Origin of the sequence: Legionella drozanskii LLAP-1, from assembly GCF_001467585.1 — a bacterium.
GTDB lineage: Bacteria > Pseudomonadota > Gammaproteobacteria > Legionellales > Legionellaceae > Tatlockia > Tatlockia drozanskii.
The window spans coordinates 635,971-647,521 of sequence record NZ_LNXY01000027.1; the positions used below are offsets into that span (position 1 = coordinate 635,971).

Genomic DNA, 11,551 nt, shown 5'->3' on the forward strand with positions numbered 1-11,551 from the left:
AATAAGAGAAGAAAATCATATTAGCCTTGGCTTAAGGTTTTAGATTTTAAAACTTCATATCTTCAAAAAATTTCTTGACGCCGTCAAACCAGCTGCTTGAACGGGGTGAATGGCTTTTACTGGAAGCCAATGAACCTTCTAATTGAGTGAATAACTCTTTTTGCTCACGGGAAAGATTAACAGGTGTCTCAACAACGACTCGACACAATAAATCACCGGTCGCGTATCCACGTACTGATTTCATCCCTTTGCCGCGCAAGCGGAATGTCTTCCCAGTTTGAGTTTCACTAGGAATCTTTAACGTGACTCGCCCCTCTAAGGTAGGCACCTCAATGGAACCACCAAGGGCTGCGGTCGTGAAACTAATCGGTACCTCACAATGCAAATCACTGTCCTGTCTCTCAAAAATAGCATGCGCTTTCACATTGATTTGTACATAAAGATCGCCTGGACCTCCACCATGTATACCGGCCTCACCTTCGCCTGATAAGCGGACGCGATCGCCATTATCGACACCGGCGGGGATTTTAACGGTTAACTTTTTGCTTTCTCTGACGCGTCCTTGTCCATGACAACTCGTACAGGGATCAGTGATCACATGTCCCTCTCCATGACAGCTTGGGCAAGTTTGTTGAATGGAAAAAAAACCTTGCTGGATACGAACCTGTCCCACTCCACCGCAGGTTTCACAAGTTTTTGGTTTCGTGCCCGCTTTTGCGCCTGAGCCATCACAGGTTTGGCAACTGATATGGCGGGGAACAGTGATTTCAATTTGTTTACCAAGTGCTGCTTCTTCCAAAGTGAGATTCACATTAAACTGCAAATCAGCACCACGCTGACCTCTGGATTGACGTTGGCCTCTTCCGCCTGAAAAAATATTTTCAAAAATATCTTCAAAAACATCTCCGAAACCACCAAAACCTCCAGCGCCCCCTCCCATGGAGGGATCTACTCCGGCATGGCCAAAGCGATCGTAAGCTGCGCGTTTTTGTTGATCAGATAATACGCCATAGGCTTTTTGTATTTCTTTAAATTTTTCTTCAGCTTCTTTGTCATTTGAGTTACGGTCGGGATGATATTTCATCGCTAATTTGCGATAAGCTTTTTTGATTTCAGATTCATCGGCCCCACGACTCACACCGAGAACTTCGTAATAATCCTTCTGATCCATAACTCAAACACCAAATAAAATTAGGGGCTATTATAGTTTTCATAGCCTAAAAAAGAACTAAGTGCCAATAATAGGCACCAACCACACGATAAAAATTCTGCCTCTTTAAAGAGGCAGAATTTATTTTCTATTGCTTCTTATCTTCGTCTTTAACTTCTTCAAACTCAGCGTCAACAACACCCTCATCAGCCTTAGGCGCTTCTTGTGATTGCCCCTCTCTTTGTGCGGCTTCTTGCGCTTCAGTTTGATTTTCAGTGGATTTTTTCGCATAGATGCGTTCAGCCATTTTGCCCGAAGCATTGGTTAAGACTTTTATTTTATCTTCAATTAAAGCCTTATCATTGCTTTTCACAGCTTCTTTCAATTCTGCGATCGCTGTTTCTATGCCTGTTTTTTCATCAGCAGATAATTCGCCTTCTAAATCTTTTAAAGACTTCTCACTGCTATGAATGAGGCTATCTGCCTGGTTGCGAATTTCAGCCATTTCTTTGAATTTTTTATCTTCCTCAGCATGAGACTGAGCATCCTTAACCATGGCATCGACTTCTGCATCACTCAAACCGCTTGATGCTTTAATCACGATAGACTGAGCTTTGCCCGTGGCTTTGTCTTTAGCAGAAACATTTAAAATACCGTTCGCATCAATATCAAAAGTCACTTCAATCTGAGGTACACCTCGTGGAGCAGATGGAATATCAGTTAAGTCAAAACGACCTAAGGATTTATTCGCAGACGCTTGCTCACGCTCACCTTGCAATACATGCACGGTAACTGCAGTTTGTCGGTCATCTGCTGTAGAAAATACCTGATTCGCTTTGGTTGGGATTGTAGTGTTCTTTTCAATCAATTTAGTCATCACACCACCTAAAGTTTCAATTCCTAAAGAAAGTGGTGTCACATCAAGTAAGAGAATGTCTTTGACGTCGCCTGACAATACAGCAGCCTGAATTGCTGCACCGACAGCAACCGCTTCATCAGGGTTCACGTCTTTGCGGGGTTCTTTGCCAAAGAAATCTTGTACTGTTTTTTGTACCATTGGCATTCTGGTTTGTCCGCCAACAAGAATGACGTCGTTAATTTGTGAAATGTTTAATCCAGCGTCTTTTAAAGCAATCTTACAGGGCTCAACGGTACGCTCGACTAATTTTTCAACCAGAGATTCCAGCTTGGCACGAGTCAGTTTGATATTTAAATGCTTAGGTCCAGAAGCATCCGCTGTAATGTAAGGTAGATTAACGTCAGTCTGTTGGGCAGAGGATAATTCAATCTTGGCTTTTTCAGCCGCTTCTTTCAAGCGCTGCAAGGCTAAAGGATCATTGTGCAGATCAATTCCAGAATCTTTTTTGAACTCTGCAGCTAGATACTCAATTAAGGCTAAGTCAAAGTCCTCACCACCTAGAAAAGTGTCACCGTTAGTAGCCAATACTTCGAATTGATGTTCGCCATCTACTTCAGCAATTTCAATAATGGAAATATCAAAAGTACCGCCACCGAGGTCGTAAACCGCAATGACTGAATCACCGCGCTTTTTATCCATACCATAAGCCAGTGCTGCAGCAGTAGGTTCGTTGATAATACGTTTTACTTCTAAACCAGCGATACGACCCGCATCTTTAGTCGCTTGACGTTGAGAATCATTGAAATAAGCAGGTACAGTGATTACGGCTTCAGTGACAGTCTCACCTAAATAATCTTCAGCCGTTTTCTTCATTTTGCGCAATACTTCTGCAGAAATTTGTGGAGGCGCTTTATCCTGACCTTTTACTTGCACCCAAGCATCGCCATTGTCTGCTTTGACAATTTTGTAGGGAACCATTTTGATGTCTTTTTGTACGACAGCATCGTCAAAACGGCGACCAATTAAGCGCTTCACGGCAAAAAGAGTATTGTCCGGGTTAGTCACTGCTTGGCGCTTAGCCGCTTGGCCAACTAATACTTCATCATCATTAGTAAAAGCAACAATTGAAGGGGTGGTACGATGACCTTCGCTATTTTCAATTACTCGAGGCTTATCGCCTTCCATAATTGCTACGCAGGAATTCGTTGTACCTAAATCGATTCCGATAACTTTTGCCATTTTTTTCTTGCTCCGATTCTATTATTTATATGCAATGTTTCTCATATGGGGGTGAAATTTACCAATTTCAAGCTTTTTCATTAATTGGTTTTGGTTTAGCAACAATCACCCTCGCTGGTCGAATCACTCTGTCATTCAATTTATATCCCTTTTGGAACACCGTTATGACAGTATTGGGTTCAACATCGGGTACTTCTTGCATCGACATTGCCTCATGTTCCTGAGGATTAAACACTAGACCTAGGGGATCAATTTCTTCCACATCCAGTTTTTTCAAGGCATCCATAAACAACTTAATGGTTAGCAATAATCCTTCCCGCATGCTTTCATCTGCATGTTTCTCGGTTAATTGCAGAGCCTGTTCAAGACTATCCATCACCGGTAAAAAGGAATGAATTAATTTTTCCAAACCATAGCGATGAGCATTCGCCACATCACGCTCGGCGCGGCGGCGAACATTTTCCAATTCAGCCGTTGCCCGCACCGCTTTTTCCCAATTTTCATGTGCTTTTTGCTCAGCTACTGTTAGCTTTTCTTCTAAAGACTCATAACTGGGATGTTCTAAAGCCGCTTCACCACCTTCAGTGCCGCCTTCATCTTCATCCTCTTCATTAATCTCTTCACTCATATCATCTAATTCGCTTTCTTCTTTAAATTTGTGCCAATCTTTGCCCTTATCTTTATTCATAGGAATCTCCCAAAACAGTGGTGACTGTAACTGGGGGTCGACAATAGAAAATTCAAGCCCATTCACCAGAATAATTTTATTATTTAGGTCTAAAGGTTTATTGACCATGGAGAGTCACAAAGCAAAAATGAGGCCAAGTTAGAGTAATTTTTTAAACTTGCAATAGGCATATAATTTTTTCTAACCTATTGAATTCAAATTAAAATTATCAATAATTGTTCCTATTTAAAACAAGATCTCCCATGATCAATAATTCCTAGCCTAGATCTAAGTACTTGCACGAACTGTTCATTCGTCGCATACTCAGTATTATAGATAATCAGTAAGTAATAACGAGGTTTGATTTATGCAAGAATGGTCGCCCGTTTCATGGCAGCAGTTCTCCTATGAACAAGCAGCCAATTATCCAGATCAAAATCAACTAGAGCGAGTTGTTGACCAATTAAGTCAACTTCCTCCTTTAGTCACCTCGGGCGAAGTTAAAAATTTAAAGCGGGCTATTGCGAAAGCTGGCAGAGGTGAGGCCTTTATTCTACAAGGTGGAGATTGCGCAGAATCGTTTAATGACTGCCGCTCAGACATCATCAGTAATAAGCTTAAAATTTTACTGCAAATGAGTCTTATCTTAATTCATGGTCTACGAAAACCTATTGTTCGCATTGGCCGAATCGCTGGTCAGTACGCCAAACCACGTTCTTCTGATCAGGAAACCATTGATGGCATTACCCTACCGAGCTACCGAGGGGATCTCGTTAACTCGCAGCAATTTGATGCCCCCTCCCGTGTGCCTAATCCTAAATTAATGTTACAAGGTTATAGCTGTGCAGCCATGACCCTGAATTTTATACGTGCCTTGCTTGATGGCGGATTCGCCGATTTAAGCTACCCTCAACGCTGGGACCTCCGCTTCGTCGAACATTCCCCACAGGCTGATGAGTACCATGATATTGTGCGCTCTCTCACCGAATCCCTTGAGTTTATGGAAGCAATTGACGGTTTTCGTTCTACTAATCTTAACAAGGTTGATTTTTATACCTCCCATGAGGCCCTGCATCTCCATTACGAGCAAGCATTAACTCGTCATTTGCATGATGGCTTATGGTATGACTTATCCACTCATTTACCCTGGATTGGCATGCGCACGGCAAAACTGGGCAGTTCACATCTGGAATTTTTGCGTGGGGTACAAAATCCGATTGGTATTAAGGTGGGCCCCACCGCGAGCAAAGAATGGCTCAAAGAAATCATTCAGACCATCAATCCTGAGCATCAGGAAGGTCGTTTACTGCTTATTACTCGACTAGGTGCCAAAGACATTGATCATTTATTACCCCCTCTTATTGAAGCAGTACGTGAAACGAAATCTCCGGTAACCTGGTCTTGCGATCCCATGCATGGTAATACAGAAACAACTTCGGATGGCATTAAAACAAGACATTTTGATAATATTTTAAGTGAATTGCAGCAGGCGGTGAGAATTCATCAAGAAATGAGTAGTTATTTAGGTGGCGTACATTTCGAATTAACAGGGGATAATGTTACTGAATGCATCGGCGGGGCGCGTGGTTTAAATGAGGATGACCTTAAACGAGCCTACCGTAGTCTAGTCGACCCACGTTTGAACTATGAACAATCCTTGGAAATGGCTATTCAGCTTAGTAAACAATTTAAATCTTAAGTTTGATGTAAGACTTCGAGACGGCGAAGACACCTCCTCAGTCCGAACGGTTACTTCTAGCCTTGATGGAGACGTCTCCATCAAGGCTAGAAGTCAACAGAAATAGTTTGTCGAATGGCTATCTTTAAACCCAGCCTTTTCATTACTTCTAAGTAATTATCTAAACTAATCAGTCCCGCGCAAGGTAGCGCTCCTAATGGAATCTGCTGACCTGAGGCGATTTGCTCAGAAAGATAAATAGCCGGAATACAGGGAATATAAAGTCCATCACCTTCCTGCGCAGTGATTTCAAAGCAAATTGTTTTATGCCTATTATCTGGGTCTAAACCCTGAAGCAGCATATAAAAACCACTGTTATTCGTTCCCAACCAATTAAAAAAATGCGATATTTTCAATAGCGGGCTTGCAAATTTATTCAGCGGTGGCAGTAATCGAAGACGTACGAGCCAAGAAAACAAAAACAAAAACACATGAAGAAATTTAAGTTCGAGTCCAGCCTGAAAGCGAAGAGTTTGCAATGTAGGATAACGTTGAGGAAAAAGCGCTAAATCGGGAATATCGCAGTTACCTAAAAAACGTTTATTTAAGCGCCAAAATTTTAGCAGGCGTAAGTCCTGCCAACCATATATTTTTTGAAACTGGCCATTAATCAATGTTTCAAAGGGCTTACCAGCATAACTCAAAACCCCAGTGGTCGTGGCTAAACCTTGGTTTGTCAATTGCGCAGTAGCAATGGCATAATCAACAGAGCTTAATTCTTTAAACTCCGGCAAATAATGCTCGATGATAGCAGAGCTTAATCCTGGAACAGAACTGGCACCGCTACAAATAAGCTTTTTATGCTCTAAAGCTTGTGCATGAAATTGGCTAATGTTGGTTACAAAATCACGGGAATCCGCTAAATCGATATAATGTGCTCCTTCGGCAAGACAAGCCTGAGCAACTTGATAGCCCTGGGTTTGAAAAGGGCCTGAGGTATGGATCACAATGTCTGGCTTTAGATTTCGCAAGACCGTCGCAAAATGATCAAAAATATCGCAATAAACGATCTCAACTGGCGTAGGAAGTTGTTTGCTAAATTCCTTCGCTTTTTCAATCTGTCGCCCACCGATAATCAGCTTGATTCTTGGATTTAAGCTCAGTGCTCTCGCGATATACTGTCCAAAATTTCCATAACCACCAACAATGAATACCCGAGTTAGTTCCATGATACTTTAGCAACCATCAAATAAAAAATAATGATCAAGCTAATAAAAGCAGGAAATCCCAACAAATACCATAGGCGAAAAAGGCGCTCATAGCGTTCTGGTAAAGGCTCTTGGTTAGCAAGACAGTGCGCGAGGAGATTTCTCAGTTTAATTTGCAGATAAACGACGGGAAGCCAAAATAAACCAATGACAACATAAAGTCCTAAGGAAAGTAGGATCCAGAAGGATGTCCAGGAATAACCCGTCAAATACATGAGCCAAAATCCGGTCAGTGGTTGGATTACCACAGCCGGTGTCGTCAATACCAAATCAGCCAGAACAGTGTTTCTGATGGCAAAATATTTTTCATTCATAGGGGTGGTATATTTTGAACGATACATAAAAAAGGCAATGCAAAGACCGCTGCCCAATAGAAGTGTAGAAGATAAAATATGTGCTGTTTTGACTATTAAATAGGCATTCATTGCTGCGTCAGTATTCTCGCGTTATTCCATTCTGAATTTTAAATTCTACTCTGAATACTTTTAATGGACTAGGGCTTCGTCGCCAAAATTATGCAAGTATTTGTTTCAGATAATCAGGAATTCTCTGCTCCAACCAATAAACCGGCTTCCCTGGTAAACGACCAGAAATAAAGCCGACATGACCGCCCTTCGCACTTAATTCCAAGGTAACATCTTGGGATAATTCCTCTTCAGCAGGTATTATATCCGGTGTCATAAAAGGATCATCCAAAGCGTGAATAATCAAGGTTTGCGTTGTAATTTTAGCGATGTAGGGCCTTGAGCTTGCTGCCTTGTAATAAGCATGCACATGCGGGAAACCATGCAGCGGCGCGGTTACACATTCATCAAAAGTCCAAAAACAGTGGCATTTATCCATATCTTTATAAATTTGCGGGATCTCTTTATCGGCAAAAAAAGCTTTTTTGCGTTCAAATACGCTTTTCATGCGACGTAGTAAATACGCTTGATAGATACGCGAAAAGCCTGAGCCGATTTTATCAGCAACTAAACGGGGTTGAAAAGGAACCGATACCGCCACCGCGGCACTGATTAATTGTTGTGTACCTTGCTCCCCTAACCACTTCAGTAAAACATTGCCTCCTAATGAAACACCCACTATCGCTTTTTTAGTTTGTGGTTCGCGTTCTGCCAATCTACGAATAAAGTAATCCACATCGCCAGTATCGCCAGTATGGTAAGCGCGTGGTAAACGGTTAGGCTCTGAACTCGCACCCCTGAAATGCATCAGTACTGCCCGCCAACCACAGTGATTAAACGCCTGCATTAAGCCAGCAGCATAAGAGGACTCAACTGAGCCGCCTAAACCATGCAGCAAAATCACGACAGGTGTTTGGCTATCTAAGCCATTAATGGCCCATGCTAAATCAATAAAGTCGCCATCGGGTAGCTCGATTCGCTCGAATAAATCCACTGGCGCCTTGATATTTCTGGTCAACGTGGGGTACAAGGTTTGACCGTGTGAGCTGATTAACCACCAAGCAGGTTTAAAATCGCTGTTGACTATCATCATCTTCACCATGATAACTAGGACTATATTCATGTACCGCCTCTAGCATCGCTGAAACATTCGCAGGCGGTACCTCCGGAGTAATGCCATGTCCAAGATTAAAGATATGTCCTGAACCGTGACCAAAAGAGGCTAAAACGTGTTTCACTTCACGCCTTATACATTCAGTATTGGTGAGTAAAAGCGAAGGATCAAGGTTTCCTTGTAAAGCAACTTTTGCTCCAACTTGCTGGCGAGCAACACTTAAATCAGTCATCCAATCCAAACCCAGTGCATCACAACCGCTCTCAGCCATCGGCTTAAGCCATTGTCCTCCACCTTTGGTAAAAAGAATAAGGGGGATGTGGGGGTATTTACTCTTTAAATGACTGACGATTTTTCTCATGTAATGGAGTGAAAAATCAAGATAAGCTTGCGTGGTTAATGTCCCACCCCAGGTATCAAAAAGCATCAGTGCATTAACACCTGCCTTCGCTTGTTCTTCAAGATAAATACTGACCGCAAGCGCTAGTTTATCAAGAAGAAGATGCATTGCTTGCGGTTCGGTATACATCAAATGTTTTACTTGTTTAAAATCACGACTCGAGCCGCCTTCCACCATATAGCAGGCTAAAGTCCAGGGACTACCTGCGAAACCAATGAGCGGTAAATGCTTAGGCATTTCACGACGAATTAATCGTACTGCATCCATCACATAGTTTAACTCTTCTTTGGGAATGACCAATGAATCGATGGCTTCTATGGATCGCACAGGTCTTTGAAAACAAGGACCCTCTCCCTCAGCAAAATAAAGACCCAGGCCCATTGCGTCAGGAATTGTTAAAATATCTGAAAATAAAATAGCGGCATCGAGCGGGAAACGTCCCAGGGGTTGTAAAGTCACTTCGCAAGCTAATTCAGGATTTTTACATAGACTTAAAAAATCACCGGCCTGAGCGCGCACTTGGCGATATTCAGGTAAATAACGACCTGCTTGACGCATAAACCAGACAGGTGTACGCGGAACTGGTTTCCGTTGTAGTGCCCGAATAAATAGAGATTCAGCGATATCTTTCATAATTCACTCATTTATTTCAAAAATTTTGCTCATTCTAGCATGTTTCCTAATTTTTAATATTGTGTTAATTTTTTACAGATAAAATATTCAAATGATTTGAATATGTGAAATAAGGACAGGACGTGGAAACTAGTGAACATAAACAAGTTGGCGATCAAATTCGAATAGAAACTTTAGGAAATCGCTATTTACAAGGCAGTAAAGATCTGTCATTAGAACCAACAAATAATCTCAAAGTTAAGATGATGCATACGGTGGATGGCATCCCTGTTCCACTAGATCCAGAATTAAGTGCCGGCGATTTAGTAATGGCCGCTGATTATTACACTAAAGCGGGCTGGGGATATGAGTTATCACTTCCTCCACGAACTGGCGATGCTGTTGCTGACAACGAAGCACTATTTAATCTACCTATTTCTGCAAAAGAATCACGTGCCTTCCGAGAGGCTTATGAGGATTTAGCTTCGCCTACCGTCAAAAGCTCAGATATCGAGGAAATTTATCGGATTGAGAATAAAACCTATATTCCTTTCTTTAAATCACTCAATAGCCTCTTTCAACAGGCAGTGTTTTATTTCACTGTCAAAGATTACGGCAATAAATTAAATCTAAATGTCGCCCATTTTACACCCTGGTCAACGCGCGCTTATCTTGTTGGTCATGAGTCTGCACTGCGTATGGCGGCTTTGGCCTTTTATTTTAAAAAATTAGCGGAAGGAAAACCAGAAGAAATACCTGAGAATTATCATGAGGAATTGAATAGCATTATTCAGAAAATCAAGAAGGGTGGTGCCTATGGTTTCACCGAAACCCAGCTCGGGGACGATGAAGCACTCTGTACCGAACTCTGGCAACGTTATCACGCCTTAGCTGTAAGTCGCGATTTGTTCGTTATGCATTTTTATTCGGACCATTTCGCCGGTGGACATATGGGTCGTATTGGTTTGTTGCGCGAAGTTATGCCTAAGAAGTTTGGTTTTTTAGGCGGCATTTTGATTAATAATATGCACAATGAAGATAATACAGACAGCGTTACGGTGACTCCACCCTACGATACAGACTCCGATGCCTACACCGAGATCCGTGATGACTCTCAAGCCTATGGCGATGGTACTTATCTTGGACGGGGTAATGACAACACGGCTAATTTACTCATTAATGGCATGGATAATTCTTTAGGTGATATTGCCAGACTCATGATGACTGGTGAGCGACGTGACGTTGAAGATTATGGTGGGTTAACCTTCTTACCTGAAATTGATTACAAGAAAGCTCAACCTCAGCCTCTATTAATTTATGGTCTTGATCAAAAAGTCTATTTTCGTGAAGATGTTAGCAAAATACTAAAACTCTCTCCGCAAGATTATCAAAATACCTTACAAAATCCGGCCGCCCATGGTTATAAAGAATTAACTTTCTTTCAAGCAATCAAACTGATTTTTAAATTAAGAGTCTTAGGTTTCTTTTACTCACCTGAGCCAACCAAACCTGAAGTTAAACTGGGTATTTCATATCAACAAAAAGCAGCAGCAACAAGTACAGAGCATTGGGTCGAAACCAACGATTCAACGATTCAAGTCGGATTATCATCCGCCGTCACTGGGGAACATCGCGGAGCATTAAGAACATCTTTTAGTGAGCAAGTCACTCACTCATTGCTTTCTCCACCTAAGAATGACTCAGGTCAAGCGATGCCTGTTGAGCCATCAGCAAGCTACGGTTATTGAAGGCGAGCATTGCTCTTATAAGCTCCAATTGCTATGCTAGCCCGCTCTTGTTTTGGAGCTTAGCAATTGGACTATCTTGATATTAAAGGCTTGACGATAGCGACACGCATTGGTGTGTATGCCTGGGAGCAGCAAATTTCTCAACGTTTAGTGCTTGATATTACAATCCCTGCTAATTTTAGCGCCTGCGAAGATAAGATTGATCAAACCATCGATTACAGCACACTCTGCCAGCTAATCACCGATTTTGTGGAATCCAATGCGTTTCAGCTGATTGAAACCGTAGCCAATCAAGTCGCCCAATTAATAAAAAAAGAATTTAACCTTGAGCAAGTGACTGTCTCAGTGAGTAAACCGCACGCGATTAAAAACGCCAGCGATGTGCGAGTAACTGTGACTCGCTAAGTTAGTG

General features: G+C 42.0%; 10 protein-coding genes. 3 read left to right on the plus strand and 7 right to left on the minus strand.

The window, feature by feature from the left end; translation table 11 throughout:
* Positions 1 to 46: 46 nt before the first annotated feature.
* The 3 genes from dnaJ to grpE form a co-directional block, all read right to left on the minus strand.
* Complete coding sequence (gene dnaJ, locus Ldro_RS12005; RefSeq protein ID WP_058496643.1) at positions 47 to 1,171, minus strand: molecular chaperone DnaJ; 1,125 nt, start codon at positions 1,169 to 1,171, stop codon at positions 47 to 49.
* A gap of 127 nt (positions 1,172 to 1,298) precedes the next feature.
* Positions 1,299 to 3,248: a molecular chaperone DnaK gene (dnaK, locus tag Ldro_RS12010; protein ID WP_058496644.1), complete on the minus strand. Its 1,950-nt coding sequence runs from the start codon at positions 3,246 to 3,248 to the stop codon at positions 1,299 to 1,301.
* Between the two features lie 67 nt (positions 3,249 to 3,315).
* Positions 3,316 to 3,936 carry a nucleotide exchange factor GrpE gene (gene grpE, locus Ldro_RS12015; protein ID WP_058496773.1) on the minus strand — a complete coding sequence of 207 codons (621 nt, stop codon included), beginning with the start codon at positions 3,934 to 3,936 and terminating at the stop codon, positions 3,316 to 3,318.
* Positions 3,937 to 4,282: 346 nt separating this feature from the next.
* Here grpE and Ldro_RS12020 point away from each other — a divergent pair, with 346 nt between their 5' ends.
* Positions 4,283 to 5,614 (plus strand): 3-deoxy-7-phosphoheptulonate synthase class II, encoded by a 1,332-nt coding sequence (locus tag Ldro_RS12020; RefSeq protein ID WP_058496645.1) that lies wholly within the window; start codon positions 4,283 to 4,285, stop codon positions 5,612 to 5,614.
* 86 nt (positions 5,615 to 5,700) lie between these two features.
* Here Ldro_RS12020 and Ldro_RS12025 read toward each other — a convergent pair whose 3' ends face one another.
* The 4 genes from Ldro_RS12025 to hemE all read right to left on the minus strand — a co-directional run bounded on the left by Ldro_RS12025 (position 5,701) and on the right by hemE (position 9,412).
* Positions 5,701 to 6,822, minus strand: coding sequence for a saccharopine dehydrogenase family protein (locus Ldro_RS12025; protein ID WP_058496646.1), 1,122 nt, complete (start codon positions 6,820 to 6,822; stop codon positions 5,701 to 5,703).
* Positions 6,813 to 7,286, minus strand: a complete 474-nt coding sequence (locus Ldro_RS12030) for a DUF2269 family protein (RefSeq protein WP_058496647.1) — start codon at positions 7,284 to 7,286, stop codon at positions 6,813 to 6,815. The genes Ldro_RS12025 and Ldro_RS12030 overlap by 10 nt, the downstream gene beginning before the upstream one ends.
* An 88-nt stretch (positions 7,287 to 7,374) precedes the next feature.
* Positions 7,375 to 8,355 carry a hydrolase gene (locus Ldro_RS12035; RefSeq protein WP_058496648.1) on the minus strand — a complete coding sequence of 327 codons (981 nt, stop codon included), beginning with the start codon at positions 8,353 to 8,355 and terminating at the stop codon, positions 7,375 to 7,377.
* Complete coding sequence (hemE, locus tag Ldro_RS12040) at positions 8,333 to 9,412, minus strand: uroporphyrinogen decarboxylase (protein ID WP_058496649.1); 1,080 nt, start codon at positions 9,410 to 9,412, stop codon at positions 8,333 to 8,335. The genes Ldro_RS12035 and hemE overlap by 23 nt, the downstream gene beginning before the upstream one ends.
* Positions 9,413 to 9,534: 122 nt before the next feature.
* Between hemE and Ldro_RS12045 the strand changes: the two genes are divergently transcribed.
* Together Ldro_RS12045 and folB are read left to right on the plus strand one after the other, a co-directional pair.
* Positions 9,535 to 11,139 (plus strand): hypothetical protein, encoded by a 1,605-nt coding sequence (locus Ldro_RS12045; RefSeq protein ID WP_058496650.1) that lies wholly within the window; start codon positions 9,535 to 9,537, stop codon positions 11,137 to 11,139.
* Between the two features lie 66 nt (positions 11,140 to 11,205).
* Complete coding sequence (gene folB / locus Ldro_RS12050) at positions 11,206 to 11,544, plus strand: dihydroneopterin aldolase (protein WP_058496651.1); 339 nt, start codon at positions 11,206 to 11,208, stop codon at positions 11,542 to 11,544.
* Positions 11,545 to 11,551: the final 7 nt, after the last annotated feature.

Bases quoted from the DNA above. Each gene is read 5' to 3' on its own strand.
- dnaJ (WP_058496643.1), bottom strand. From the start codon at position 1,171: ATGGATCAGAAGGATTATTACGAAGTTCTCGGTGTGAGTCGTGGGGCC.
- dnaK (WP_058496644.1), bottom strand. From the start codon at position 3,248: ATGGCAAAAGTTATCGGAATCGATTTAGGTACAACGAATTCCTGCGTA.
- grpE (WP_058496773.1), bottom strand. From the start codon at position 3,936: ATGAATAAAGATAAGGGCAAAGATTGGCACAAATTTAAAGAAGAAAGC.
- Ldro_RS12020 (WP_058496645.1), top strand. From the start codon at position 4,283: ATGCAAGAATGGTCGCCCGTTTCATGGCAGCAGTTCTCCTATGAACAA.
- Ldro_RS12025 (WP_058496646.1), bottom strand. From the start codon at position 6,822: ATGGAACTAACTCGGGTATTCATTGTTGGTGGTTATGGAAATTTTGGA.
- Ldro_RS12030 (WP_058496647.1), bottom strand. From the start codon at position 7,286: ATGAATGCCTATTTAATAGTCAAAACAGCACATATTTTATCTTCTACA.
- Ldro_RS12035 (WP_058496648.1), bottom strand. From the start codon at position 8,355: ATGATAGTCAACAGCGATTTTAAACCTGCTTGGTGGTTAATCAGCTCA.
- hemE (WP_058496649.1), bottom strand. From the start codon at position 9,412: ATGAAAGATATCGCTGAATCTCTATTTATTCGGGCACTACAACGGAAA.